Source organism: Streptomyces sp. NPDC060064, from assembly GCF_042736455.1.
GTDB lineage: Bacteria > Actinomycetota > Actinomycetes > Streptomycetales > Streptomycetaceae > Streptomyces.
Genome location: NZ_JBHWWF010000048.1, coordinates 20,541 through 47,461, shown reverse-complemented (window position 1 = coordinate 47,461; position 26,921 = coordinate 20,541). Strand labels below are relative to the sequence as shown.

General features: G+C 68.7%; 20 protein-coding genes. 8 read left to right on the top strand and 12 right to left on the bottom strand.

What is annotated here, in order from left to right; all coding sequences use genetic code 11:
• Window positions 1-281 precede the first annotated feature (281 nt).
• Window positions 282-2,333: a GTP-binding protein gene (locus tag ACFWDI_RS36250; protein WP_385310754.1), complete on the top strand. Its 2,052-nt coding sequence runs from the start codon at window positions 282-284 to the stop codon at window positions 2,331-2,333.
• An 88-nt stretch (window positions 2,334-2,421) separates the two neighbouring features.
• On the opposite strand, the gene ACFWDI_RS36245 is transcribed toward ACFWDI_RS36250, so the two are convergent.
• Window positions 2,422-3,213 (bottom strand): maleylpyruvate isomerase family mycothiol-dependent enzyme, encoded by a 792-nt coding sequence (locus tag ACFWDI_RS36245; protein ID WP_385310752.1) that lies wholly within the window; start codon window positions 3,211-3,213, stop codon window positions 2,422-2,424.
• A 324-nt stretch (window positions 3,214-3,537) separates the two neighbouring features.
• On the opposite strand from ACFWDI_RS36245, the gene ACFWDI_RS36240 reads away from it, so the two are divergent.
• Both ACFWDI_RS36240 and ACFWDI_RS36235 read left to right on the top strand, forming a co-directional pair.
• A complete protein-coding gene (locus ACFWDI_RS36240; protein WP_385310750.1) occupies window positions 3,538-4,749 on the top strand; it encodes a pyridoxal phosphate-dependent aminotransferase in 1,212 nt (403 codons plus the stop codon).
• Window positions 4,750-4,841: 92 nt separating this feature from the next.
• On the top strand, window positions 4,842-5,228 hold the full coding sequence (locus ACFWDI_RS36235; RefSeq protein ID WP_327325747.1) for a hypothetical protein: 387 nt from the start codon (window positions 4,842-4,844) through the stop codon (window positions 5,226-5,228).
• Between the two features lie 161 nt (window positions 5,229-5,389).
• Here ACFWDI_RS36235 and ACFWDI_RS36230 read toward each other — a convergent pair whose 3' ends face one another.
• Both ACFWDI_RS36230 and ACFWDI_RS36225 read right to left on the bottom strand, forming a co-directional pair.
• Complete coding sequence (locus tag ACFWDI_RS36230; RefSeq protein ID WP_385310748.1) at window positions 5,390-5,980, bottom strand: helix-turn-helix domain-containing protein; 591 nt, start codon at window positions 5,978-5,980, stop codon at window positions 5,390-5,392.
• 221 nt (window positions 5,981-6,201) lie between these two features.
• Complete coding sequence (locus tag ACFWDI_RS36225; RefSeq protein ID WP_385310746.1) at window positions 6,202-8,025, bottom strand: phosphoenolpyruvate carboxykinase (GTP); 1,824 nt, start codon at window positions 8,023-8,025, stop codon at window positions 6,202-6,204.
• Window positions 8,026-8,334: 309 nt separating this feature from the next.
• Here ACFWDI_RS36225 and ACFWDI_RS36220 point away from each other — a divergent pair, with 309 nt between their 5' ends.
• Both ACFWDI_RS36220 and ACFWDI_RS36215 read left to right on the top strand, forming a co-directional pair.
• Window positions 8,335-9,012: a hemolysin III family protein gene (locus tag ACFWDI_RS36220; protein WP_327325744.1), complete on the top strand. Its 678-nt coding sequence runs from the start codon at window positions 8,335-8,337 to the stop codon at window positions 9,010-9,012.
• A 185-nt stretch (window positions 9,013-9,197) separates the two neighbouring features.
• Complete coding sequence (locus tag ACFWDI_RS36215) at window positions 9,198-9,836, top strand: TetR/AcrR family transcriptional regulator (RefSeq protein ID WP_385310744.1); 639 nt, start codon at window positions 9,198-9,200, stop codon at window positions 9,834-9,836.
• A gap of 77 nt (window positions 9,837-9,913) precedes the next feature.
• Here the strand turns inward: ACFWDI_RS36215 and ACFWDI_RS36210 are convergent, their stop codons facing one another.
• The 5 genes from ACFWDI_RS36210 to ACFWDI_RS36190 form a co-directional block, all read right to left on the bottom strand.
• Window positions 9,914-12,349 (bottom strand): galactose oxidase-like domain-containing protein, encoded by a 2,436-nt coding sequence (locus ACFWDI_RS36210; RefSeq protein WP_385310742.1) that lies wholly within the window; start codon window positions 12,347-12,349, stop codon window positions 9,914-9,916.
• A 73-nt stretch (window positions 12,350-12,422) separates the two neighbouring features.
• Window positions 12,423-13,607: a glycosyltransferase gene (locus tag ACFWDI_RS36205; RefSeq protein WP_385310740.1), complete on the bottom strand. Its 1,185-nt coding sequence runs from the start codon at window positions 13,605-13,607 to the stop codon at window positions 12,423-12,425.
• Window positions 13,604-15,349 (bottom strand): ArnT family glycosyltransferase, encoded by a 1,746-nt coding sequence (locus tag ACFWDI_RS36200; protein WP_385310738.1) that lies wholly within the window; start codon window positions 15,347-15,349, stop codon window positions 13,604-13,606. Before ACFWDI_RS36200 ends, ACFWDI_RS36205 begins: the two co-directional genes overlap by 4 nt.
• Window positions 15,346-16,560: a glycosyltransferase gene (locus ACFWDI_RS36195; RefSeq protein ID WP_385310736.1), complete on the bottom strand. Its 1,215-nt coding sequence runs from the start codon at window positions 16,558-16,560 to the stop codon at window positions 15,346-15,348. Before ACFWDI_RS36195 ends, ACFWDI_RS36200 begins: the two co-directional genes overlap by 4 nt.
• A 228-nt stretch (window positions 16,561-16,788) precedes the next feature.
• On the bottom strand, window positions 16,789-18,798 hold the full coding sequence (locus ACFWDI_RS36190; protein WP_385310734.1) for a thioredoxin domain-containing protein: 2,010 nt from the start codon (window positions 18,796-18,798) through the stop codon (window positions 16,789-16,791).
• A 124-nt stretch (window positions 18,799-18,922) separates the two neighbouring features.
• On the opposite strand from ACFWDI_RS36190, the gene ACFWDI_RS36185 reads away from it, so the two are divergent.
• Complete coding sequence (locus ACFWDI_RS36185; RefSeq protein WP_385310733.1) at window positions 18,923-22,129, top strand: tetratricopeptide repeat protein; 3,207 nt, start codon at window positions 18,923-18,925, stop codon at window positions 22,127-22,129.
• Between the two features lie 208 nt (window positions 22,130-22,337).
• Here ACFWDI_RS36185 and ACFWDI_RS36180 read toward each other — a convergent pair whose 3' ends face one another.
• Together ACFWDI_RS36180 and mca are read right to left on the bottom strand one after the other, a co-directional pair.
• Window positions 22,338-22,589 carry a hypothetical protein gene (locus tag ACFWDI_RS36180; RefSeq protein ID WP_327325736.1) on the bottom strand — a complete coding sequence of 84 codons (252 nt, stop codon included), beginning with the start codon at window positions 22,587-22,589 and terminating at the stop codon, window positions 22,338-22,340.
• Window positions 22,582-23,463: a mycothiol conjugate amidase Mca gene (gene mca, locus ACFWDI_RS36175; RefSeq protein ID WP_385310731.1), complete on the bottom strand. Its 882-nt coding sequence runs from the start codon at window positions 23,461-23,463 to the stop codon at window positions 22,582-22,584. Before mca ends, ACFWDI_RS36180 begins: the two co-directional genes overlap by 8 nt.
• 151 nt (window positions 23,464-23,614) lie before the next feature.
• Here mca and ACFWDI_RS36170 point away from each other — a divergent pair, with 151 nt between their 5' ends.
• The gene (locus tag ACFWDI_RS36170) at window positions 23,615-24,019 is read left to right on the top strand and encodes a DUF4307 domain-containing protein (RefSeq protein ID WP_385310730.1); all 405 of its coding nucleotides are present in this window, start codon (window positions 23,615-23,617) and stop codon (window positions 24,017-24,019) included.
• Between the two features lie 196 nt (window positions 24,020-24,215).
• On the top strand, window positions 24,216-24,716 hold the full coding sequence (gene greA, locus ACFWDI_RS36165) for a transcription elongation factor GreA (protein WP_327325733.1): 501 nt from the start codon (window positions 24,216-24,218) through the stop codon (window positions 24,714-24,716).
• 153 nt (window positions 24,717-24,869) lie between these two features.
• Here the strand turns inward: greA and ACFWDI_RS36160 are convergent, their stop codons facing one another.
• Together ACFWDI_RS36160 and ACFWDI_RS36155 are read right to left on the bottom strand one after the other, a co-directional pair.
• Window positions 24,870-25,721 carry an ABC transporter permease gene (locus ACFWDI_RS36160; RefSeq protein WP_385310727.1) on the bottom strand — a complete coding sequence of 284 codons (852 nt, stop codon included), beginning with the start codon at window positions 25,719-25,721 and terminating at the stop codon, window positions 24,870-24,872.
• On the bottom strand, window positions 25,718-26,737 hold the full coding sequence (locus tag ACFWDI_RS36155) for an ATP-binding cassette domain-containing protein (protein WP_385310725.1): 1,020 nt from the start codon (window positions 26,735-26,737) through the stop codon (window positions 25,718-25,720). Before ACFWDI_RS36155 ends, ACFWDI_RS36160 begins: the two co-directional genes overlap by 4 nt.
• Window positions 26,738-26,921: the final 184 nt, after the last annotated feature.

The window sequence follows — 26,921 nt, the reverse complement described above, 5'->3', positions numbered from 1 at the left end:
CCCCACCCGCCAAACATTGCCACGGCGACCCCGGAGATCTACCCCCCTCGGGTCGTCGGCCGCGTCAGAGGTTTAAAAGACACCGGGCTGCGTATGGCCCCACGCCCCGGCCCCCCTTCGGGGGCCGGTCCGAGGGCGCGCTGGTAAATCAGTTGCCCCCGGTGTGGCCGTCTGCTGCACTACCCGGGTAACAGCCCGATCGACCCAGGAGACGGTAATGCGCACTGCGTTCATGTCCACCCAGAAGGTAATTTCCACCTGCCTAGAGGACATGACACTTCGTGCGAACGTTGAACTTGGGAATTCTGGCGCATGTCGACGCCGGTAAGACAAGCCTGACCGAGCGGCTGCTCCACTCCGCCGGTGTCATCGACGAGATCGGCCGCGTCGATGACGGAAATACGCAGACCGATTCCCTGGCGCTGGAACGGCAACGCGGCATTACGATCAAGTCCGCCGTCGTGTCGTTCGCCATCGATGACGTCACGGTCAATCTGATCGACACGCCCGGTCACCCGGATTTCATCGCCGAGGTGGAACGGGTGCTGAGCGTGCTCGACGGTGCCGTGCTGGTCGTCTCCGCCGTGGAGGGCGTGCAGGCGCAGACCCGCGTACTGATGCGGACACTGCGGCGCCTGCGCATTCCCACGCTCATCTTCGTGAACAAGATCGACCGCAGTGGTGCGCACGACGGACGCGTACTGCGGAGCATCTCCGAGAAGCTGACCCCGGCGGTCATCCCGATGGGATCGGCCGGCGGACTGGGCACCCGCGACGCGCACTACGCGCCGTACACCGCCGCCGACACCGGCTTCACTTCCGGGCTGGTCGATCTGCTCGCCGACCACAGCGATGCGTTTCTGGCCGCGTACGTCGACGACGAGACGGCAGTCGGTTACGGACAACTCCGCGGCGAGCTGGCGTCGCAGACCCGGCAGGCTCTGGTGCATCCGGTGTTCTTCGGTTCGGCGGTCACAGGCGCGGGCGTGGATTCGCTGATCGCCGGTATCAGGGAGCTGCTGCCCGCGACCGAAGGCGACGTCGACGGCCCGGTTTCGGGCACAGTCTTCAAGGTCGAACGCGGTTCGGCCGGCGAGAAGATCGCGTACGTCCGCATGTTCTCGGGAGCGGTGCGCACGCGGGACCGGCTGCGCTTCCGCGGGGACGACGAGGGGAAGGTCACCGCGATCAGCGTCTTCGACCGCGGCTCGGCCGTCCGGCGCGCGTCGGTCGGCGCAGGGCAGATCGGAAAGCTGTGGGGTCTCGGCGCTGTCCGGATCGGCGACGCGATCGGCGTCTCGCGAACCCCGGCCCGGACCCCGGCCCCGGCTCCGGCTCCGGCTCCGGCACCTGCACCGGCGGGTCAGCAATTCGCCCCGCCGACCCTGGAAACGGTCGTCGTCCCCTGCCACCCCGCCGACAAAGGCCCGTTGCACCTCGCGCTCACCCAACTCGCCGAGCAGGACCCGCTGATCAATCTGCGGCAGGACGATATGCGGCGAGAGGTCTCCGTCTCGCTCTATGGCGAGGTCCAGAAGGAGGTCATCCAGGCAACGCTGGCGGACGACTTCGGTATCGGCGTCACCTTCCGCGAGACGACGACCATCTGCATGGAACGGCCGATCGGCACCGGCACGGCAGTCGAGATCATCGACAAGGAGCCCAATCCGTTTCTCGCGACCGTCGGTCTGCGCGTCGATCCGGCGCCGGCCGGCAGCGGCGTCGAATTCCGGCTGGAGGTCGAGCTCGGGTCGATGCCGTTCTCGCTCATGAAGGCGGTGGAGGACACCGTGAAAGAGACGCTGTACCAAGGGATTTACGGATGGGAGGTCACCGACTGCACGGTCACGATGACGCACTCCGGATACTGGCCGCGGCAGAGCCACGCCCACGGCACCTTCGACAAGAGCATGTCGAGCACGGCCGGGGACTTCCGCAATCTGACCCCGCTGGTTCTGATGAGCGCGCTCCAGGAGGCGGGCACCAGGGTGTACGAGCCGGTGCACCGCTTCCACCTTGAGGTCCCTGCGGACACGTTCGGACCGGTCCTGCCCGTACTGGCCCGGCTGCGTGCCGTGCCACAAGCACCGGCGATGCGGGGTCCGTCGTACGTGGTGGAGGGCGAGATCCCGGCGGCCGGAGTGCACGAGCTGGAGCAACAACTACCGGCGCTGACACGCGGCGAGGGCGTGCTGGAATGCGCCTTCGACCGGTACCAGCCCGTCACCGGGACAGTCCCGACCCGTCGGCGGACCGACCACGATCCGCTCAACCGCCGGGAGTACCTGCTGCGCGTGGTGCGGCGGGTCGGCGGGCGTCGGGAGGACGCGTGATCTCCGGGAGTGACCGGGGTGTCCCTGAGGCCAAGGGCCGGGTCCTCGCGAGTTCCGGCTGATCGAGTGGCACGCCCGCCGGTCAGGGTCAGCCGAAGCCGACCCGCTCCAGCCAGAAGTCGAGCAGCGTCCCGTCGCCGAGGATCTCGATGCCGTCTGCGCGGGCCGGCCGTCTGCGGTACACGACCAGCAGCAGGTCGGTCAGCGAGCCGCGCACCGCCACCGCGGCCTTCTCGTGTGTGCGGCGCCAGGCGATCGCGTCGCCGGTGAGGTCCACCAGCCACTCCGCCGCCGCCTCCGGCGCGGTGTCGGTGGCGTGGAAGTGGAGGGTGCGGCCGGGGCCGAGGAGCTCGCGCTGCTCGGGGTGGTACTCGAAGACCTGTGGCAGCGAGCCGAGCTCCATCCACTCGTCCAGGGCGTCAATACCGACCTCTTCGTCGAGGGTGAACTCCGCGCCGTCGGCCAAGGTCGCGTCGGCCCGGTGGATGGCCGTCTCGTGCGCAAAGCGGCGGGCGTAGAACTTCGCCGTCTCTCCGGGGACCGGCGTCCACAGCTCCGCGTCGGGCCCGGCGGCGCGCAGTGTGTCCGCCAGCCGCGCGGCGCCCTCGGCGAGCCAGGGCCCGAGTACGGCGGAGTCCTCGTCGGTGTACGCGGAGAGGTCGCGGAAGTGTTCGTCGGAAAGGGGGGACGCCGCCCGGGTCCGTACGATCGCCTCGGCCCAGCGGTGGCCGCCGCCGAGATGCCGCAGCAGCTGGCCGGTGTTCCAGCCCGGGCAGGAGGGCACGGGGACGGTCAGGTCCGCGTCCTCGACGGTGGACCTCAACAGCTCGGTCTGCGCGACGATTTCGTCGCAGTGGCGGTCATGGCTCAGAAGGCTCATGACACGACGGTAGGTGCGCGCCACGGACAGCCGGACGGAGACTCGGCCATGACTTCGGCGAGAGCTCGTGCCGGAGCCGTACGGCAGTCACAGGTCAATGCGAAGGGAACAGCGACGGTCACAGCGAAGGTGACGCGGACAACACCGAACCGATTCCCTCCCGCCCCCGCGACCCAATCCGCAGGTGTCCGGCCCGTCCGGGTGGCCCTTTCGAAGGGATGGAGCCGCTCTCACCGAGAGATACTCCAAACCGGACATTCGCACCCCCTTCCCGTGGCCGAAAACACGGGGCGATCAGCGTTACGCGCCCGTAAGCTCGCAGACATGCAGGTGATCCAGTCGACGAAGCTCGCAAACGTCTGTTACGAAATCCGGGGCCCGGTCCTCGAGGAGGCGATGCGGCTGGAGGCAGCAGGTCATCGCATCCTCAAGCTCAACACCGGCAACCCCGCCGCCTTCGGTTTCGAGTGCCCGCCCGAGATCCTCGAGGACATCCTCCGCAACCTCGGCGACGCGCACGGCTACGGCGATGCGAAGGGGCTGCTGTCCGCACGCCGAGCGGTGATGCAGCACTACCAGACCAAGGGCATCGACCTGGACGTCGAGGACATCTACCTCGGCAACGGCGTCTCCGAGTTGATCCAGATGTCGATGCAGGCGCTGCTCGACGACGGCGACGAAGTACTCGTACCGGCGCCGGACTATCCGCTGTGGACCGCCTCCGTGTCGCTCGCCGGCGGCACCGCCGTGCACTACCGGTGCGACGAGCAGGCCAACTGGATGCCCGACCTCGCCGACATCGAGCGGAAGATCACCGACCGCACCAAGGCGATCGTGATCATCAACCCGAACAACCCCACGGGTGCGGTGTACGGCGACGAGATGCTGCGCGGCCTCACCGAGATCGCCCGTCGGCACAACCTGGTCGTCTGCTCCGACGAGATCTACGACAAGATCCTCTACGACGGTGCCACGCACACGCCGACCGCTGCGATCGCCCCGGACCTGATGGTCCTCACCTTCAACGGGCTCTCCAAGAACTACCGGGTGGCGGGCTACCGCTCCGGCTGGATGGCCGTCTGCGGCCCGAAGGCGCACGCCTCCTCGTACATCGAGGGCCTGACGATCCTGGCCAATATGCGCCTGTGCGCCAACATGCCCTCGCAGCACGCGGTCGCCACCGCGCTCGGCGGCCGGCAGTCGATCGAGGACCTGGTGCTGCCGGGCGGGCGGATCCTGGAGCAGCGGGATGTCGCGTACGACCTGCTCACCCAGATCCCGGGCGTGACCTGCGTCAAGCCGAAGGGTGCGCTGTATCTGTTCCCGCGCCTCGACCCCAAGGTCTACAAGGTCAAGGACGACCGGCAGATGGTGCTCGATCTGCTGCGGACCGAGAAGATCATGGTCGTGCACGGTACGGGCTTCAACTGGCCGGAGCCCGATCACTTCCGGATCGTGACGCTGCCGGCGGCGAACGACCTGGCGGACGCGGTGACGCGGATCGGGACGTTCCTGGACGGCTACAGCCAGACCTGAGCCGGTCCCGAGCAAAAAATCACGACCCGACTCAACTTTAGACAGAATCCAAGCTAGGATGGTCTCCTGACATTGAGCAGGAGGCCATCCCCATGTACGAGCCGATTCGCACCAGGTCACTCCACTCGATGGCCGACGATGCCGAGTACCCGCACCGCAGCCGCGAGGAAGAGCTGGACATCCAGCTCGCCGGGCATCTGTCCGCGCTGCTCGCCGTCACCGACGAGCTCGGTCTCGACACGGCCGCCGAGCGCATCGCGTCCCAGATCTCCCGCCTGCGCGGCGCCCCGCCGGCCCGCCACGCGGGCCTCAGCGGCGCCGATCCTGCGGCCCTGCACCGCCGCGCGCACGCACTCGCGGGCCGCGCGCTCGTCGTCGCGGCATCCCGCGCCGACACTGCCGCCGCCATCCTCTCCGCCGAGCGGATGGACGCGCACACCGCCGCGCTGACCGAACTGCATCTGGTCGGCGCCCACTGACGGCCCCGGTTCACGGGCCGCGGAGGCGCGTGGGCCGGGTGCCACCCACTGCCGACGCCTCAACGCCGGAGCCTCCCTCCCCTCCACGGGAAGGGAGGCTCCGGCGTGTCGGCGAACAAGCGCGTGCGGATCACGTGTCGACGCGAGCGTGGAGCCTCCGGTCACGTGCCGGTGGGGCGGGCCCGTACGTGCATGCGCTCGCCCTGCGCCCCGAACAGGCTGAGGAACTCCACGGGTTGGGGTCCGGCATTGGCGAAGCCGTGGGGGGTACGGGTGTCGAATTCGGCGGCCTCGCCCGCGGTGAGGACGATGTCGTGCTCACCCAGGGCCAGCAGAAGTCGGCCGGACAGAACGTAGAGCCAGTCGTAGCCCTCGTGCGTCCGCTGGTCGGGCCGTACGCCCGTCGCCTTGCTGACGGGGAGGATCTGCTTGTAGGCGTGCAGACCGCCGAGATGGCGGGTCAGTGGCACAAAGGTCTGGCCGTGCCGGGTGAAGGGGCGCGGGTGGATACGGGGATCGCCGGTGGGCGGCGCGCCGACCAGTTCGTCCAGTTGCACGGCGAACGCCTTGGCCAGCGGGAGCAGGAGCTCCAGGGTCGGTTTGCGCTTGCCCGACTCCAGCCGCGAGAGGGTGCTGAGCGAGATACCGGTCGTCTCGCTCAGCTGGGCCAGGGTGGTGCCGCGGTCGTGCCGCAGGGCCCGCAGCCGCGGGCCAACAGCGGTCAGCACGCCGGGAATGTCGTCGTCGGCCATCTCCCCATTTGCTGTCCCGGCAAGAAAGTTTGTCAAGTCGGGCGGCACGCCGAGGAGACCCGCCGGGCTGTTGCCGCCCGTCGAGAAAGGCCCGGCCCCCGGAGCCGTGAGGGGGCTCCGGGGGCCGGGGACGCGGCGGACCTGTGTGACCCCACAGGTCAGGGCGGATGTCGGATTGATCCGCCGCGACGTTTCTTCAGCTGTTCAGCCTGCAGCTGTGCTCAGCCGAGACGGGCGACCAGCGAGCGGTACTCGTCCCACAGCTCCTTCGGCGTGTGGTCGCCGAAGGTGTTGAGGTGCTCGGGGATCAGAGCGGCCTCCTCGCGCCACACCTCCTTGTCGACCTTGAGGAGGAAGTCGAGGTCGGCCTCCGGCAGTTCGAGGCCGTCCGTGTCGAGCGCCTCACGCGTCGGCAGGATGCCGATCGGCGTCTCGACGCCCTCGGCCTTGCCCTCCAGACGCTCCACGATCCACTTCAGCACGCGGCTGTTCTCACCGAACCCCGGCCACACGAACTTGCCCGCGTCGTTCTTGCGGAACCAGTTCACGTAGTAGATCTTCGGCAGCTTCGACTGGTCCTTGTCCGCGCCGACCTTGACCCAGTGGGCCATGTAGTCGCCCATGTTGTAGCCGCAGAACGGCAGCATCGCGAACGGGTCGCGGCGCAGCTCGCCGACCTTGCCCTCGGCGGCCGCGGTCTTCTCGGAGGCGACGTTCGCACCGAGGAAGACACCGTGGTTCCAGTCGAAGGACTCGGTCACCAGCGGGACGGCGGAGGCGCGGCGGCCGCCGAAGAGGATTGCCGAGATCGGCACACCCTTCGGGTCCTCCCACTCCGGCGCGGCGATCGGGCACTGCGAGGCGGGCACGGTGAACCGGGCGTTCGGGTGGGCAGCCGGGGTCTCGGACTCCGGCGTCCAGTCGTTGCCCTTCCAGTCGATGAGGTGTGCCGGAGTCTCCTCCGTCATCCCCTCCCACCAGATGTCGTTGTCGTCGGTCAGCGCGACGTTGGTGAAGACGGCGTTGCCCCACAGGGTCTTCATGGCGTTGGCGTTGGTGTGCTCACCGGTGCCGGGCGCGACGCCGAAGAAACCGGCCTCCGGGTTGATCGCGTACAGCCGGCCGTCCTCGCCGAACCGCATCCAGGCGATGTCGTCGCCGATCGTCTCGACGGTCCAGCCGGAGATCGTGGGCTCGAGCATCGCGAGGTTGGTCTTGCCGCAGGCGGACGGGAAGGCCGCCGCGACGTACTTCGACTCGCCCTGCGGCGGGGTGAGCTTGAGGATCAGCATGTGCTCGGCGAGCCAGCCCTCGTCGCGCGCCATGACGGACGCGATGCGCAGCGCGTAGCACTTCTTGCCGAGCAGGGCGTTGCCGCCGTAGCCGGAGCCGTACGACCAGATCTCGCGGGTCTCCGGGAAGTGCGAGATGTACTTGGTGGAGTTGCAGGGCCACGGCACATCGGCCTCGCCCTCGGCGAGCGGGGCGCCGAGGGTGTGGACGGCCTTGACGAAGAAGCCGTCGGTGCCGAGCTCGTCCAGCACCGGCCGGCCCATGCGCGTCATCGTGCGCATGGAGACGGCGACGTACGCGGAGTCGGTGATCTCGACGCCGATCGCGGACAGCGGCGAGCCCAGCGGTCCCATGCAGAACGGCACGACGTACATGGTCCGCCCGCGCATCGAGCCGCGGAAGATGCCCTGCTCGCCGGCGAAGATGTCCTTCATCTCCGCGGGAGCCTTCCAGTGGTTCGTCGGGCCCGCGTCCTCCTCCTTCTCGGAGCAGATGAAGGTGCGGTCCTCCACCCGGGCGACATCACTCGGGTCGGACGCGGCGTAGTACGAGTTCGGGCGCTTGATCGGGTCCAGCTTCTTGAACGTGCCCTTGGCGACGAGCTCCTCGGACAGGCGCTCGTACTCGGCCTCGGATCCGTCACACCAGACGACGCTGTCCGGCTCCGTGATTGCTGCGATCTCGTCGACCCAGTCGACGAGCTCCTGGTGATTGGTGGGGACGGTGCCGGGAGCCGCGATGTCGCGCGCCACGATCGCTCCTAAGTGAGGGGTTTGAAGGTTGTTGCCCCGTGGGGGCTGCGACCCGGATGCTTCGTAGCCCGCTCATCCGGTGCCGACCGCACTCATCTGATGATCGGTGTCCTGTGCGCATATGTCCAGAGGACCTCTCACGTGAGCATCACCACTCATCACTCAAAACCTGCAAACCGGGGCTGGAAACCGGAGGTGAGACCTGAGCTGCGAACCCGTAGCCGTGAACCCGGAGCGGGCTCGGGCCAACCGCTGTGAGCCTGGCGCGAAGCGCGCGTTACCTACGGTTGCGTAGGTACCATCCTCGTCATGACCTCTGCCGCGCCCGAAGTGACCGAGATAGAGCCAACCCCGGTGAAACCGAGGCTGCGCGGCTGGCTGCACGCCGGGATGTTTCCCGCCGTACTCGTCGCGGGGCTGGTGCTCACGGCACTCGCCGATTCCACCCGCGCCCGGGTGGCCTGCGCGATCTACGTCTTCACAGCGTGCCTGCTTTTCGGCGTCAGCGCGATCTACCACCGTGGCACGTGGGGCCCGCGCGGCGAAGCCGTACTGCGCCGGCTCGACCACGCCAATATCTTCCTGATCATCGCGGGCACCTACACACCGCTGACGATGCTCCTCCTCCCCGATTCCAGCGGCCGGACGCTGCTGTGGGCGGTCTGGGTGGCGGCCGTGGCGGGAATAGCCTTCCGGGTCTTCTGGGTCGGCGCCCCGCGCTGGCTCTACACCCCCTGCTACATCGCGATGGGGTGGGCGGCGGTCTTCTTCCTGCCCGACTTCATGCGCGCCGGGGGAATCGCCGTGCTCGTCTGTGTGATCGTCGGCGGGCTGCTCTACAGCGCGGGCGGCGTGATCTACGGAATCAAGCGGCCGAACCCGTCACCGAGCTGGTTCGGCTTCCACGAGGTCTTCCACTCCCTCACCCTCGCGGCGTTCGTCGTGCACTACGTGGGCATCTCGATGGTCGCCTACCAGCACTCGTAACCTCTCTCACCCCTTCCGGGCGCTCCTTCCGACCACTCTTTTGGCCCTGGCCGTGGCATCGCCGCCACGGCCCTTTTTCTTGACGCCGGACGCCTTTCGACAGCGGGCGTCATTTGACATCAACTCTCCGAGGACGACCCCGCGGACGTGACTCCCGCCCCGGTCGATACAGGACAATGACGAACATGGCCGCCATCACACGTACCCCCTCGCGCGACTCGTCCGTCGCCGAAGCGCAGCCACAGCCGGGTCTGCGCGAGCGGAAGAAGCTCAAGACGCGGATCGCCATCCGCAGGGCGACGTACGGTCTCATCGCCGAGCAGGGGTACGAGGCGACCACCATCGAGCAGATCGCGGAAGCCGCGGAGGTCTCGCCCTCCACGGTCTTCCGCTACTTCCCGACCAAGAAGGACATCGTCCTCACCGACGAGTACGACCCGGTCATGGAAACGGCGCTGCGGGCCAGGCCGGCCGGCGAGGACCCGCTGGAGTCGATCCGGCATGTGATGACGCACGCCCTGCGGACCTTCATCCATGAGGAGCGCGAGGAGGTCATCCAGCGCACCAGGCTGATGGCGGAGGTCCCGGCGATCCGGGCCAGGATGACCGAGACCATGGCCACCACCTCGGAGCTGCTGGTCCAGGCGCTGGCCGACCGCACCGGCCGCGACCGCGACGACCTGGACGTACGGGTCTTCACGGCGGCGGTGCTCGGGGCGCTGCGCGAGGTGATGCTGTACTGGGCCGCGCGCGACCACCAGGACGATCTGATCGAGCTGGTGGACCGCGCGCTGACCACGATCAAGGGCGGGCTGAAGCTCTAGCTCTGGCTCCTGGGAACTCCGCCCCACCCCCGCGCCCCTCCGACGCCGGCGAGGCTTGTTCCGGCCCCGCGCCGGCGTCAATGGCCGGCCCGGTCCCCCTTCCCGCAGGCAAGTCCGTCCCTGTTCGGGTCGAGCCCCAGGGGATCGTCCTTGCCGTTGACCTTCAGGCCGCCGTAGTCATGCGCTGAAAGCCACTGACACCGCGCCGCCGTGCCCGCCTTCACCGTCCGCGGGAAGACCGTAGGAACACATACGCCGGCCGCCCCGTAGTGCCGGTCGCAGCCCGCGACCTGCGGGCTCACCGATACCGAACTCCGCTTCTTCTGCGCCTTCCTGGGCGCCGCCGCCGGCGCGTCCGCGAAGTCGTGGACATGCGCGGACGGCGCGTCCGCGGCAAGCGCCGCCGGGCCCCCGAGATGCACCCACTGGGCCAGCGACGGAATGCCGTTCGTGTCGACCGCGAAGAGCATGTACCAGCCGGGCGGCGCCAGATTCGGGTTGCTGGTGACATTGAGGTCGATGTTGTTGCCGTCGACGGTCATCGGCAGATCCACGAACCGCTGGTTGGGGTCGGAGGAGTGCGTCACCGCCGCCGGACGGATCAGCTCCGCCTTGGCGATGGGCCGGTCGACCGTGATCCGCTGTGTGTCCCCGTACGTCCACTGCCCGTCGATCACCGAAGTGATACTCGGCCGGGCGCCCTTGAGCAGATACGGCGGGGTGTAGACCGACACATTGTGGTTGTACGTGCCGTTGCCCGGGTTGTCGCCGACGGACATCACCCGCCCGTCCGGCAGCAGGAAGGACCCTGAGTGATACGTACGCGGGATCGGGTCCGTCGCCAGGCCCTGCTCGTACGTATTGCTCACCGGGTCGAAGAACGACGCCTCGTACACCGGATCAGCCCGGTCGTGCAGTCCGCCGCCCGTCTCCAGCACCTTTCCGTCCGGCAGCAGCACGGCGGAGACGAACATCTTCCCCTCGGCTCCCGACTGCGGCCGCTTGCCCTGTCCCTGGTCCACCTGGCCCTGCGGCAGCAACGGCCCGTTCGTGTACGCCGGGTTGGAGCTCTTCAGATCGATGATGTCGGTGAGACGGCCTGCCACCGGATTGGTCTCGTTGTTGCCGCCGCCCATCGTCAGGACCCGCTGGTCCTGGGCCGGCGGCAGCAGCACACTCGCCGACTCGTCGCGCTGGTCCTTGTTCTGCAGACCGGGCACATCGGTGATCGTGTTGGCGGTGTAGTCGTAGATCGAGGCGCCGGAGCCCTGCGTTCCGTTGCCGAAGACGTGGCTGCCGGAGTAGAAGAGCCGGCCGTCCTGCATCAGGATCATCGACGGATACAGACCCCAGTACGACCAGGTCTGGTTGACCTCGTTCATCGGCAGCCACTTGTTCTGCGCCGCCGAGAACTTCTCGGCCGTCACATTGCCGGTGGAGTCCTCCTTCAGACCGCCGAAGGAGATGACGTCGCCGTTGCCGAGGACCGTCGCCGACGGATACCAGTGTCCGCCGTTCATGTCGTTGGTCCTGGTGTACGTCTCGGTCGCCGGGTCGAAGATGTACGAGTCCTTCAGCCCCTGGTAGCCGATCCTGCCGTCGGCCGACGGATAACCCTTGTTACCGCTCATCACCAGGACCTTGCCGTCCTGCAGTTGCACATGGCCGGCGCAGAACATGTCCACCGGCGTGGGGATGGTTCTGAAGGTGCCGTTGGCCGGGTCGTAGACGGCCGAGGTGAAGGTGCCCGCCTCGAACTGCGCCTGGTCGTTCCCGGAACCCGCGATGACCAGCACCTTGCCGTTGTGCAGGACGACGGAGTGCATCGAACGCACCGGGTTCTGCACCGGCAGGACCTCCCAGCGGCCCTTGGCGCACTCCTCGGGCGTCGCCGTGCACTCGGGCGCGGGGGCAGGCGCGGTCACTTCCTCCATGGCGTAGTCGTCGGTGGTGACCGAGCCGGTGCCGTAGACCGACACACCCCAGGTGATCTGGTCGGTATGCGGTGGCACGGCGGGCGTCCGGACCTCGGCGCGCTCGTAACCGCCGCTCATCGGGAGGGTTTTGAGGTCCGTCCAGTACTGCCAGCCCAGCGTCGTGTCGTGCCGGAAGAGGGTGACGGACGTGTCAGGAGTGGTGCTCTTGTACCAGAGCGAGAGGTCGTACTGGCTCTCCGGCTTCACCGTGGGCGCACATGTCGCGTCCTCGGTGATCATCGCCTTGCGGTCGCCGTCCACGCGGCGGCTCAGCGAGACCTTCATCGCCTTGCTGCCGGAGTGCGCGTCGGCCACGGTCTCGAAGGTGAAGTCGTTGTCGCCCCAGCCGGACTTCTCCCAACAGGCGGGCATGTCCGCCGAACCGGCCGAACCGGCCGCCTCGAAGCCGGGGTTGGTGATCAGATTGGCTCCGGCCGAGGCGGGCTGCGGAGCGGAGATCAGCAGCGCGGCGGTCATTGCGCCGACGCCCAGCAGCGCGGCCGGGCGTCGGCGCCCTCTCCGGATCGTTGATGGCATGGGCAGGTCCCTTTCTGTGCTGTCCCCAGCCGGACGGGCCCGAGAGAAAGCCCGTCCCGCGATCGAGAACGAACTACTGCCGCCGGGTGGTCCCGACACGGCCCTTGCGCGGCAGGTACACCAGCGCCTCCGTCGCCGCGAACCGCAGGACGAACGTGGTCAGCAGCGCCAACGTGGTCGCGGGCAGCACAGCCATCCCCAGATGGCCCACGAACAGCGCGATCAGCGGAATGCGCAGCAGCAGATCGGCGTTGGCGAGCAGCGCGAAGCGCCCGACCCGGTCCGCCCAGTGCCGATGCCTGCGCCGGTCCCGGAACAACAGCACCTCGATGAGGAGGAAGTTCCACCCGACGCCGAACTGATTGGCCACGATCTCGGCCGGCAGATAGTGCATTCCGGCGGCCGTCAGCAGATGCAGCCCGAACAGATTCGGTACGAAGCCGGTGAGCCCGATCAGTCCGAAAGCCAGCATCCGCGCCGCCGACGAGGCCGTACGCAGCGCCACGAGATGCCCGAGGAAGCGCAGCCCTTCCTTCGCGGTCGACTTGGACTCGCCCGCGAATCTGTCCTGGAAGACGAACGGCACCTCCGCGACCTTCTCGGGACGGCACCGTACGGCCAGCTCCAGCAGGATCTTGTAGCCGAGCGGCTTCAGCACATCGGCCGTCACCACATTTCGGCGGATCGCGAAGAAGCCGCTCATCGGGTCGCTGATGCCGCGCAGCCGGCGCGGGAAGAGCCCCTTGGTCAGCCAGGTCGCACCGCGCGAGACGGCGATGCGGTAGCCGCCGGCGAGGCCCGCGCGGCTGCCGCCGCGGATGTAGCGGCTGGCGACGACGAGATCGGCGCCCGACCGCTCGCCCGCCGCCACCAGTTCGGGCACCAGCGCGGGCGGATGCTGGAGGTCGGCGTCCATGACGACGATCCAGTCGGAGCCCGCGGACTTCATGCCATCGACGACGGCGCCGCCGAGCCCGCCGACCGGCCTTTCGCGGTGCAGCACCGCGACCGGAAACGGGCAGTCCTGCGCGGCGCTGCGGATCACCTCCGGGGTGTCGTCCGTGGAGTCGTCGACAAAAACGACCTCGCAGGGCAGCCGGGACGGCACCGACTCGGTGAGCCGGTGCAGCAGCTCCCGTACATTTCCCGACTCGTTGAAGGTGGGGATGATGATGGTGACGGCACCGGGCTCGGCGAGCTGGGCGCCGCTGAGTTCCGGATTGCCGAGCTCTTCGGCGCCCGTACGGGGTGTGGTCATCGGGCGCCTCCAGCGATACGGCGGATCTCGATCCGGTCCTCGCCGTCGCCGAAGACGGCAACCGGCTTCGAATGCTCCAGTGCCGCCTTGACGTTGGGCAGATCGACAGCGTCACGCCGGACGGTCGGCGACGACACGACATAGTCGAGGTCCCGCCAGCCACGCGGCATCGTCTTCGTCACCGCGGGGTCGAGGTCGGCCTTGTAGAACCAGATGGCGCCGGTGCCGGGCTCGAAACCGTCGTGCACCAGGTCCAGCCAGAGCGCGTCGTCGACCAGGACCCGGGTCGACGCGGGGTCGGGCACCTCGTCCTGGAGCCAGGAAGCGGCCGCCCGGTAGGGGCCGTTGGCGTCGACGGTCAGGGCGGCGCGGTTGCCGTCGTACCAGCGCGGCACGACGTAGGCGGCCGCGGCGACCGCGAGGAGCCCGGCCACGACGTGGCGAACCACCGGGGCTCCGCGCCTCAAACGCAGGCCGGGCTGATTTTCTGCCCGTCCGGCGTCTGAGGACGTTGGGTCCGCGGGCGAAGCCCCCAGCGGGCGCCGCAGGATCGCATGCGCCACACTCGCCGCGCCCCCTGCCAGGACAATCGCCAGGAACGGCAGCGCCTGGATGACGTACATCGCCGGCAGATAGCCGGAAGGGCGCATCGCGACCAGCGCGAGGATCGCCACCACCAGCGAAGGTCCGGCGAGCGCCCGCGCGGTGACCGACCAGCGCAGCGTGACCAGCAGCAGCGCCGCGCCCGCGAGGCCGCCGAGCGGCAGCACCCGGTCGTAGTAGAGCCAGGACCGGAAGACGCCGTGCGAACCGGAGCCCGCGTCGAAGATCGAACCGGAGCCCGCGCGGCCCATCTGGTACGTGATCCCGTCGATCAGCGACACATGACCGGGCCCCGGGAACAGCTCATTGTTGAGCAGCGCGAAAAGCGGATACGACAGGCCTATCAGCGCGCATGCCGTTATCGCTCCGGTCACCGCGAACTTACGGGTGTCGCGATGGCTGTGCCGCCACATCGTCACCAGCAGCGCCGGCAGCACCACCAGCATCGTCTCCTTGGTGAGTACGGAGGTCGCCGCGGCGAGACCGGCGGCGAAGTGGTGCCACAGATGACGGCTCGGGGACGCGGCCAGGCAGAACGCCAGCAGCATCCACATCACCGCGATGTTGTCCAGGAAGATCTCGCGCTGCAGGACCACGGACAGCGGTGAAAGACCGAAGAGCAGCATGGCAAGACCGGCCGCCCAGCGCGGCAGGAACAGCCTGCGCGCCAGTACGTAGAGGAGCACCGCGCACGCCGCGCTGACCAGCAGCATCGCGAAGCGCATCGATGCCACGGTCATCGTCTCCGGCGCGATCAGCGACGGCAGCCAGGTGAGGAACGCGATCTGGATCCAGCCGAGCGGCGGATGGTCGTACCAGTACGTGTAGTGCGCGAGCCCGTCGCCCTGCTGCACCGCCCAGGCCTGTGCGAGATAGGTGCCCTCGTCGTCGCTGAGGGTCGGGAAGTGCGTGATGTTCCAGCCCTGGACGAGCAGGATCGCGGCCAACAGACCGGCGCAGAGCAGCAGATCGGGGCGCGAGCTGCGGAACCGTATGACGGGTCGTATATAGCCCGGCGCCTCGGGCGCGGACTCCGGCCCGGACTCCGCGCCGGAGGACGGGGCGGCGGACGAGTCGGCGGACGGGGATGCGGACGGGTCGGCGTCAGTGTCAGGCGCCGGCGGAAGTGTCGTGGTCACCGGTGGGCATCCTCTCGGGTCTCGGTGAGATGCGCGCCGACATGACTGGTCAGCTCCCACTCGTTACGGCCGCGCTGCTCCCGCCAGACGGCGCGCATCGCGGCACCGGCCAACAGGACCTGGTAGAAGGGGCCGCCCACGATGAGCTTGAGGTAGTGGACGGTGCGGACGCGCAGCCCGTACTGCTTGCCGAAGTCGTGCAGTCCGACGATCTCGAAGACCAAGGTGACCATCGCCGTGATCAGCGGCAGGAAGGTCACGATGGCGATCCCGACAGGGACGTCGAGAAAGAGCGCGACAGCGGCGTTGACCGGAATGATCACGCCGGAGAACGCCTGCAGGAACGGCGTCATCAAGGTGTAGCGGGCGAGCATCCGCTGCCCGCGTCCCGGCAGCTGCTTCCAGTCCTTCTTCCGGTAGACCTGCAGAAAGCCCTGGTTCCAGCGGGTGCGCTGCTTGAGCAGACTCATCAGGGTGCCGGGGGTCTCCTCGCGGGTGACCATGTCACTGTCGTACGCGACAACGACCTTCTTGCCGACGGAGGAGAGGCGTACGCCCAGGTCGCAGTCCTCGGCAAGGCAGTTCGGGTCCCAGCCGTCCGCCTCGCGCAGCACTTTCGTACGGACGAAGACCGTGTTGCCGCCGAGCGGAATGAAGCCCTTCTGGGCGTGCAGATGGAGACGGGAGCGGAACCAGAAGAAGTACTCCAGGCAGTTGCGCAGGCTGTACCAGCTGGAGTGGAAATTGATCAGCTGTACGCCGCCCTGGACGACATCCGCACCCGTGGAGGTGAAGGCGTGGTCGACATGGGCGAGCAGCTCGGGATGCACCTGGTCCTCGGCGTCGAAGACGCCCACGATGTCACCGCGGCAGTGCGGCAGCGCCGTGTTGAGGGCCTTGGGCTTGTTCTTCACCTCGTGGGTGTCGGTGATCACGCGCACCCGGACGGGGTCACGGGCGGCGGAGCGCTCGGCGACCGCGGCGGTCTCCGGATCGTCATGCCCGACGATCACGATGATCTCGAAGTTGGAGTGGCTGGACTCCAGCAGCCGCTCGATCGTGTGCTCCAGCACGGCCTGCTCGTGCCGCGCCGGCAGCAGCAGGGAGAACGAGAGCCCGACACCGCCGTGGGGCCGGTCGAACCGGGTCGCCGCGAGCGTCTCGGGCGTACGCCAGGCATGCATCTGCCACCACAGCGTGAATGCCGCCATCCAGAAAAGCGCCACGGAAATGGCAGCAATGAACACCGATATGAGCACCGAAAGGTCCCCCCTTGGACCTGCGCCCCGACAGCAGGACCCCCCTGGCCGGCGACACATCTGTTGCAGGCCCGGCGCAGCACTCCCCAGTACGTACGCCCGGCTACTCCTCGTGCCGAGGACCCTATAGGCGGAAGGTTAAAGTCCGGTGTTCGACTGATAAAAACTGGCGTTCCACCGTTAATTGGCGAGTTTTCGGGCAAGTGCGAATGCGTCTGCTACGGGCGCGTCACAGGTGAAGTTCCGGCAGACGTACGCCGCCGGGCGACCGCCCACCAGCGGCCTGTCCCTCAGCAGCGGAAACTCCTCACTGTCCGCCTCCCCCACCGCGACCACCGCACCCGGCGCCGGCGCCAGCAGCGCCGTACGGTGCAACTCCCGCGTCGCCGGGTCGTCCTGGGGCCCGACGACAGCCACCTCGCGCGGCCCGTCCAGCAGCGCCTCCGCCACCGCGAGCCCCCAGCCGATGAACCGCGGAGCACGCGGACCGAGCGCCTTCACCACACCCAACGCGCCCTCGGCGGCGGCGCGATGAGCCTCCGAGCCGGTGTGCGCGGCATACGACAGCAGCGCTCCGGCCGCGGCCGACCAGCCGGACGGGGTCGCACTGTCCGTCGGATCCTGCGGCCGGCGGATCAGCCGCTCCGCGTCATGCGCGGTGTCGTACAACTCCCCGCCCTCGCCGACGAACTGCTCGACGACGATGTCCAGCAGGAACCCCGCGAACTCCAGCCACACCCCTTCACCGCTCACCGCCGCCAGCGCCAGGAAGCCCTCCGCGACATCCGCGTAGTCCTCCAACACCCCAGCGTTTGCGCCAACTTGACCGCCCTTGGAGGTACGGGCCAGCCGCGCACCGCTGTCCATGTGCAGCCGCACCAGCAGGTCGGCCGCCTCGGTCGCCCGCTCGATCAGATCCGGCCGCTCGAAATACGCCCCGACCTCCGCCAGCGCGGCGATCGCCAGCCCGTTCCACGCGGCGACCACCTTGTCGTCCCGTCCAGGCCGGGCCCGCAGCGCACGCGCCGCGAGCAGCCGCTCCCTGATCTCCGCATCCGCTTCGCCGTCCGGGAGTTGAAGGACCGAGGCGCCCTCCTCGAAAGTCCCTTCCTCCGTCACGCCGAAGAACTCCGCGGCCCGCTGACCGTCCTCGCCCCCCAGCACCTCGCGCAGCTGCTCCGGCGTCCATACGTAGAACGCGCCCTCGACATGCTTGCCCGTACCGTCGTCGCTGTCGGCGTCGAGCGCGGAGGCGAAACCGCCTTCGGCCGTACGCAGCTCCCGCACCATGAAGTCCGCGGTCTCCAGCGCCACCCGTCGGGCCAGCTCGGAACCGGTCGCCCGCCACAGATGCGCGTACACCCGGCACAGCAGCGCATTATCATAGAGCATCTTCTCGAAGTGGGGCACGACCCACTCGCGGTCCACCGAATACCGCGCGAAACCGCCGCCGAGCTGGTCGTACATCCCGCCGCGCGCCATCGCCTCACATGTGTCGGCGGCCATCTGCAGCGCGCCCTCGGCGCCGGTGCGCGCGTAATGCCGCAGCAGGAACTCGACGGCCATCGACGGCGGGAACTTCGGCGCACCGCCGAAGCCGCCGTGCCGCTCGTCGTACTCGCGGGTCAGCCCGAGCAGCGCCTGCGCCAGCTCCTCCTCGCCGGGCACACCGTCCCCGCCGTACGCCAGCGACCGCCCGGCCAGATCACGGACGAACTTCCCCGCAACCTCACCGACCTCCTCCCGCCGCTCGCCCCAGGCGGCCGAGACCCCCTCCAGGACCTGCCCGAACGAGGGCATGCCGTGCCGGGGCTCGGGCGGGAAGTACGTACCGAAGTAGAAGGGCTCGGCGTCCGCGGTGAGGAAGACGGTCATGGGCCAGCCGCCCTGCCCGGTGGCGGCCTGCACGGCCTCCATATAGACGGCATCGACGTCGGGTCGCTCCTCACGGTCGACCTTGATGTTGACGAAGTGCTCGTTCATGTAAACGGCGGTCGCGTCGTCCTCGAAGGACTCGTGGGCCATGACATGACACCAGTGGCAGCTCGAGTAGCCGACGCTGAGCAGCACGGGCACCCCGCGCTTGCGCGCCTCCTCAAAGGCTTCGCCCGACCACGGCCACCAGTCGACCGGGTTGTCGGCGTGCTGCAGAAGGTAGGGGGAGGTCTCATGGGCAAGACGGTTCGGCATACAGTCCATCCTCTCTCAGGTGCGGTTGATCGTCAGACTCCCTCGCGCTGACGCGCCGTACGCAGGACACTTGTCGCCGGAACAGAAGTGGAACGGAAACCGGGGCTCTCGGAGGGGGACGCACATGCGGGACAGCCATCGGGCCGAAGCCGAGCGGCTGTTGGTACGCGCCGTCGAGGAAGAGGTACGGCGTTCGGGCGGGCGGTCGGACTCGGGTGTGCTGCTGGCACGCGGTCGGGCCGCCCTGGACACCATGGCGGCCAATGCGGGCGAGGAGTACGCCGCGTACGAGCAGGCGCTGACGGAGGCGGAGGCCGGGCAGCAACCTCTGGCCGAGACCTTCAGCCGGAAGAACACCTCGACTGCCGTGCTGGTGACGGCCGTTGCGGCCGTTGCCGCGATCGGTGCGGACATCGCGCTGGGTACGGCGACGGGCACCGCGCTCGGTGCCGGGGCCGTGGTCGCGGTGGCCGGGGCCGCGACCACCGTCGCCAAGGTGACGGCGTCGCACTGGCCGGCCGCGCACCGCAGAGCCGGGGCGCTCGGCCAGCCGGGCGGTGCCGAGCAACTGCGGCTGCAGTGGCTGACCGCGCTGGAGGTACGGGGCATCCGCCCGTTCCTGGATCAGCAGCGGATGCTGGCCTCCTCCACCCGTACGGCGAAGAAGGCGACCGCGGTGCCGCAGCTGCGCGGTACGGACCGGAGTGCGGCGGCGCGCCGGAGGTCGGTGCTGGAGCAGTCGTTCGGTCATCTGCCGGAACCGGAGGGTCCGTTCGCGGGCCGCCGGGACGAGATGACGCAGATCGCGCAGTGGGTGCATGCGGCCCGTGCGTCGACGGAGACCAGGCCGACCGTCGTGGTGCTGTACGGGGCTGCGGGCGCGGGGCGTACGACGCTCGCCTTGCGGGCCTCCCATCATCTGAAGGACCAGTTCCGCGGTGCGTGCATCGTCGATCTGCGCGGTGACGGCGAGCAGCCGCTCTCGACGCGCGATGCGCTGCTGCATCTGCTGAACCGGCTGGGTGCGCCGCGCGAGCAGTTGCTGTTCCGGGAGCGGTCGTCGGCGGAGCAGCAGGTGCGGCGACTGAGCGAGCTGTACCACCAGCATCTGACGGGTCTGCCGGTGACGGTGGTGCTGGACGATGCGAGCGATGCGGCGCAGGTGCGGACGCTGGTGCCGGAGCGTTCGGACAGTCTGGTGCTGGTGACGGCGCGCAGGCGGCTCGAGCTGCCGGACGACATTCCGGCGTGGGTGCATCAGCTGCCGGTGGAGGCGCTGGACGCGGCGGGTGCGGAGGAACTGCTGCGGGCGTCGGCGGAGGATACTTCGACGGGGCCGTACGACGCCCAATCGGCGGACCAGGTACGGGAGTTGTGCGGCGGACTGCCGCTGGCGCTGCGTATCGCGGGTTCGTCGCTCGGCACGCGCACCGCTCATCAGCTGGCGGCGGATCTTGGTGCGTACGGTCCCGTGGATCCGGTCGAGCGGGCGTTGTGGCTGCGCTACACCGACCAGTCCGAGCAGGCGCGGCGGCTGCTGCGCCGGCTCGCGCTGGCCGGGCGGGCGTCGTTGGGCGCGGCCGCGGCGGCGGCGCTGCTGGCCACGGACGAGCAGGAGTCGCAGCGGCTGCTGTCGGAGCTGGCCGGTGCGGGCCTGATAGATCATGTACGGGCCAGCCGTTTCCGGCTGCACGATGTCGTGCGGTCCTTCGCGCGGGCCAGGCTGCTGGACGAGGAGGAGGCGGCGGAGCGTACGGCGGCTCAGGAGCGGCTGATCCAGAACTACGCGGATCTGGCCGGCGCCGTGATCCGGATGGTGGACGGCAAGATGTCCACGCGTGCGGGCCAGTTCGGGGCGCACGGCTTCTCCTCGCTGGACGCGGCACTGCGCTGGCTGGACGACGAGTCGAGCTTCATCACCTCGGCGCTGCGGCATGCCGAGGGTGTGAACCAGCAGGCGGTGCTCAATCTGCTGGGTGCGCTCTGCGACTACTGCCTGTTGCGCGGCGATCTGTACCGGCTCGGTGAGATCAGCGAGCTGTCGCAGGCCGTCGACCAGGGGCTGCTGGAGCGTTCCGTACGGTGGCGTACCGGCATCGCGGCCCGCCAGCTCGGCGAGCTCGACAAGGCGCGTACGACGCTGTCCTCGGTCGTCGGCCTCTACCGCGAGGCGCAGAACGATTCGGGCACGGCGCTCGCGCTCTGTTCACTCGGCATCACGCTGCACCATCAGGGCAATCTGACCGAGGCTGCGGCGAAGCTGAACGAGGCGATCGAGCTGCAGTCCTCGGACGAGCAGGCCGAGGACCGGGCGTGGTCGCTGCACGCACTGGCCGCGGTGGAGCGCGACCGGGCCAATATCAACCAGGCGCTGGATCTGCTGGCGACGGCTCTGCGGCTGCACCGGGAGGGCGAGTCGCTGCACGGCGAGGCGTGGACGCATTTCCAGCTGGGCCAGGTGTGTCTGCGGATGGGGGATGTGCCGCGCGCGGAGGAGGAATTGCGTACGGCTCTGGATTCCTACGGCCGTACCCGCGACGGCCGCGGCGAGGCCTGGGCGATGACCCAGCTGGCCCGTGCCCGTCTGGTGGACGGCGATCCGGCCCCGGCGGTCGACCAGCTGCGCCAGGCGCTGTCGCGTCACCGGGACAACGAGGACGCGCGCGGTGAGGCGTGGACGCTGTACTACCTGGGCCAGGCGCTGGAGGAGTGCGGCGACCGCGATCAGGCAGTACGTGAACTGGAGCGGGCCCGCACGATGTTCTCGCGGATGCGCGATGTGTACGGCCTGGCCTGTGCCCGGCATCACTCGGGCCGGGTGACGCGGGACCAGCGGGCGGCCCAGACCGGGAATCTGCGGAACTCCGGCTTCGCCCGCCAGCTCCTGGTGGACGCCCGCGCCGACTTCCAGCGCATCGGTGTCGCGCACGGCGAGGCGTGGACGTGTCTGGAGCTGGCGCTGATCGACGGCGGCAACAGCCGTCCGGCTCAGGCGCTGGCGCTGTGCGACGAGGCGGCGGCTCTGTTCACCTCGTACGAGGACCATCGCGGCGCGGACTGGGCGCGCTTTCTGCGCTGCACGCTGCTGCCGTTCGCCTCACCGGGCGGCATCGAGGTCGGCACGGTGGTGGCCCAGGAGGAGCTGGCCGAGCTGATGGGGGCGACGCACCCATCGCGCGACGGCAAGCTGGAGGACTGCGCGGAGGCTCTGGCGGTGATGCTGGAGCGGGGCGTGCATCTGGAGGACGGCTGGCAGGCGTGGCATCTGGGGATGGTGCCGAACCGGCATGCGCGGGAGGTGATGGGCGTACCGGTGACTGCGGCGAAGTAGGCGGCGGCCCTGGTGGGGCGGGCCCTTGCCGGGCCGCTGCCCCGGACCCCGCGCCTCAATCGCCGGCGAGGCTTGGTTTCCGCCGGGAACCCAAGCCCGTCCGGCGATTGAGGACACGCCCCGAGGGCGTACCGGGGTCCGGGCGCGGGGCCCATGGTTTCGGGAAGGGGCGGGGTGGGGCAGAGCCCGCCGCAGGCGCCCCGCCCCGTCACACCGCGGCAGGGCCCGACGTGCCCTTGCCGCCCCTGGGGGCGTCCGCCGCCGGGTCCGGGGCCTCCTCGAAGTCGACCTTGCCCATGTGGCGGTTCATCGACTTCATCAGCAGCCACACGCCCACGGCCAGCGCCGCGAAGACGATGAAGCCGAGGACGCCCGGGGTGACCTTGTTGTCGTCGACCTCCTTGGCGAGAGGGACGAGATGCGTCAGTGCGAGGTTTGCGCTTGCGCTCATATCAGGCATTGTCGCGGATGCCCGCGAAGAGGTCGTCCTCGGGGAGGGAGGTATCGACCAGAGACTTGGCGAGCTCGTACTCCTCCGTCGGCCAGACCTTCTTCTGGATGTCCATGGGGACGCGGAACCAGCCGCCGTCCGGGTCGATCTGCGTCGCGTGCGCGATCAGCGCCTTGTCGCGGATCTCGAAGAAGTCGGCACACGGAACGTACGTGGTCAGGGTGCGCTCGGCGCGCTGGAACTCCTTCCAGCGCTCCAGCCACTCGCCGTACGGGGACTCCATGCCGCGCTCGAGCAGCGCCTCGTGCAGCGCGACCGTACGGGGACGGTTGAAGCCCTGGTTGTAGTAGAGCTTCTGCGGCTGCCAGACCGGGCCGAACTCGGACTCCGGGAACTTCTCGGCGTCGCCCGCTCCGTCGAAGGCCACCATCGAGATCTTGTGGGTCATGATGTGGTCGGGGTGCGGGTATCCGCCGTTCTCGTCGTACGTCGTGACGACTTGCGGGCGGAAGGTGCGGATGGACTTCACCAGTCGGCCGGCGGCCGTCTCCACGTCCTCCAGGGCGAAGCAGCCCTCGGGAAGCGGCGGCAGCGGGTCGCCCTCCGGCAGACCGGAGTCGACGAAGCCGAGCCACTCCTGGCCGACGCCGAGGATCTCCCGCGCCTCGTCCATCTCCTTCTTGCGCACTTCGTGGATGTGCTCCTCGATGTACGCGTCGCCCTGGAGCTTCGGATTGAGGATGGAGCCGCGCTCGCCTCCCGTGCAGGTCACGACCAGCACGTCCACCCCCTCGGACACATACTTGGCCATCGTTGCCGCGCCCTTGCTCGACTCGTCGTCGGGGTGGGCGTGAACGGCCATCAGTCGCAGCTGCTCAGTCAAGACTCGATCCTCATTGATTCGTCGCGAAATGCCGGTGCCGTCCCGCAGTGACGTCGATGTGGGGCGGCGGTCGGCCGGCGGGCGCAAGACTTCTATAGTGACCGAATCGGGGGCCGGAAAATTCCGGCCGCCCGTCCCGGAAGGAATGATCATGGCTGCGGTGCGCGAACAGCTCCCGGAGGGCCGCTACGGCCGCTCGGCGGACGAGCGCGCCGACCGCAAACTCAAGATCGTGGGCGCGGTCCTGGGGGTCGCGCTGCTCGGGATGATCGGCTGGTTCGGTTACGACTACATCGCGGGCCAGAAGATCAGCGCCGAGGTGATCAAGTTCGACGTCACCTCCGACTCCGAGGTCCAGGTGCACCTGGAGGTGCGCAAGGACACGGAAGCGACCGGCACCTGTACGCTGCGTTCCCGCGCGAAGGACGGCAACGAGGTCGGGCGGCTGGACGTCGCCGTGGACCAGCGGGGCCGGAAGCGGATCGACCAGGTCGTGAAGGTGCGTACAACGGCGCGTGCCACCAGTGCCGAGCTGGTGGAGTGCACCGCGCGCTGAGCCGCCTGCTGAGCCGCCCGTCGGCCGTTTTACTGACGGCGGGTCTCGTCGCTGACCTGCATTGATGTAATTCTGATGGCATTCGTCCTCCCCCTTCCGCCACGAAATTGTTAGGCTCGTGGTTTCGCCCACCCGGGGAGGCACATCCTTTGGGTAGGGCGATGCTTTGTATTCCCAGTACCTACGAGGAGCACCTGTGACCCAGACCAGCGAGAACGTCACCTGGCTCACCCAGGAGGCGTACAACCAGCTGAAGGCCGAGCTGGAGTACCTGTCTGGTCCTGCGCGCACGGAGATCGCCACCAAGATCGCCGCTGCGCGTGAGGAAGGCGACCTGCGCGAGAACGGCGGGTACCACGCGGCCAAGGAGGAGCAGGGCAAGCAGGAGCTCCGTGTGCGCCAGCTGACCCAGCTCCTGGAGCACGCCAAGGTCGGCGAGGCGCCTGCCGTCGCGGACGGCGTGGTCGCGCCCGGCACGGTCGTGACGATCGCCTTCGACGGCGACGAGGACGACACGACGACCTTCCTGCTCGCCTCGCGGGAGTACGCGAGCGCGGACATCGAGACGTACTCGCCGCAGTCCCCGCTGGGCTCCGGCGTGAACGGCAAGAAGGTCGGCGAGAACGCGGAGTACGAGCTGCCCAACGGCAAGACGGCCTCGGTGAAGATCCTCGAGGCCAAGCCGTACACGGGCTGAGACTGGAGGAACACCGGAGGGGCCTGACCGCCGCATGCGGTCCGGCCCCTCCGATGTTTCAGGACCTTCCGATGTTCCAGCACCTTCCGGTGTTCCAGCACCTTCCGGTGTTCCAGCACCTTCCGGTGTTTCACCTGGTGTCAGCGTCCGGTCTCACGCGGTTGCCGAACGGTACTTGCGCACCGACAGCGTCCGGAAGACCACGATGATCAGGACCGACCAGAGCATCGAGGCCAGGACCGGGTGCGCCATCGGCCAGGCGTCGGACGGTGAGGCACCGGGGTTGCCGAACAGCTCACGGCAGGCCTGGACCGTGGCGCTGAAGGGGTTCCACTCGGCGACGGGCTGCAGCCAGCCGGGCAGATTGCTGGACTCCACGAACGCGTTCGAGATGAAGGTGACCGGGAAGAGCCAGATCAGGCCGCCTGAGGTGGCCGCCTCGGGCGTCCGGACCGAGAGTCCGATCAGTGCGCCGATCCAGGAGAAGGCGTAACCCAGCAGAAGCAGCAGCGCGAACGCGCCGAGCGCCTTGGGAATGCCCTCGTGGATCCGCCAGCCGACCAGCAGAGCGACGATCGCGAGGACGACGACGGTCAGCGCGGTCTGGACGAGGTCCGCGAGCGTACGACCGGTGAGGACCGCGCCGCGGGCCATCGGCAGCGAGCGGAACCGGTCGATGAGGCCCTTGTGCATATCGTCGGCGATGCCCGCGCCCGCGCCCGCCGTGGCGAAGGTGACGGTCTGGGCGAAGATGCCGGCCATCAGGAACTCGCGGTAGACGTCGGGGTCCGTGGTGCCGCCGACATTCATGGAGCCGCCGAAGACATAGCTGAACAGCACCACGAACATGATCGGCTGGATCATCCCGAAGATGATCATCTCCGGGATGCGGGTCATCCGGATCAGATTGCGCTTGGCGACGACGAGCGAGTCGTTGACGGACTGGACGACGCCGCCGCGGGGTCTCGGCGCCGCCGGCTTCAGGGCTTCCGTGGTGGTGGTCACTTCACGCTCTCCTTCCGGGACTTCTTGCCCTTGGCCGCCACGGCGTCCTCGGGTTCGCCGTTCTCCTCGTCCTGAAGCTCGGCGGCATGGCCGGTGAGCGAGATGAAGACGTCGTCGAGGGTGGGGCGGCGCAGACCGATGTCGTCGATCTCGACGCCCCGGGTGTCCAGTTCGCGGATGACCTCGGCGAGCAGCTTCGCGCCGCCGGTGACCGGGACGGTGAGCTTGCGGGTGTGGTCGGCGACGGCGACATCGCCCTTTCCGAGGCCGAGCAGGACCTCGCGGGCAGGGGCGATCTGGTCACGCTCGTGCACGACGACCTCGACGCGCTCGCCGCCCGTCCGGGCCTTGAGCTCGTCGGCGGTGCCGCGGGCGATGACCTTGCCGTGGTCGATGACGCAGATGTCGTCGGCCAGGTGGTCGGCCTCTTCGAGGTACTGGGTGGTGAGCAGCAGTGTCGTACCGCCGCCGACCAGTTCCTGGATGACCTCCCACAGCTGCATCCGGTTGCGCGGGTCGAGCCCGGTGGTGGGCTCGTCCATGAACATCACGGGCGGGGAGACGACCAGGGCGGCGGCGAGGTCGAGCCGGCGGCGCATACCGCCGGAGTACGTCTTGGCCGGGCGGTCGGCGGCGTCCGCGAGGTTGAAGCGGTCGAGCAGCTGGACCGCCCGTGCCTTCGCGTCGCGTGCGCTCATCTGGTAGAGCTGGCCGACCATCTGGAGGTTCTCACGGCCTGTCAGATACTCGTCGACCGCGGCGAACTGGCCGGAGAGGCCGATGCAGCGGCGGACTTCGTTCGGGTGCTTCAGGACGTCGATACCGGCGACGACTGCCTTGCCGCTGTCGGGCTGCAGCAAGGTGGTCAGTACGCGCACAGCGGTGGTCTTGCCGGCTCCGTTGGGGCCGAGAAGACCCAGGACCGTACCTTCCGGGACGTCGAGATCGACACCGTCCAGAGCCCTTACGTCGCCGAAGGTCTTGACCAGACCTTCGGCGTATATGGCGCCTGGCATATGGGTTCTCCCAAGGTGGTGACAGGTGGGCGGGTTCTTGGTGCGAAAACTTGGACGTGTACGTCTTCCAGCGCCCGGCGGGAGCGTGGCAGGCCCACACCGTAACGCGATACATCGCGACACTCAAGACTGTGTCGCGAGGCAGTGATGTCCGAGGCCACGTCCCGAGACGTGTCCCGAGGCG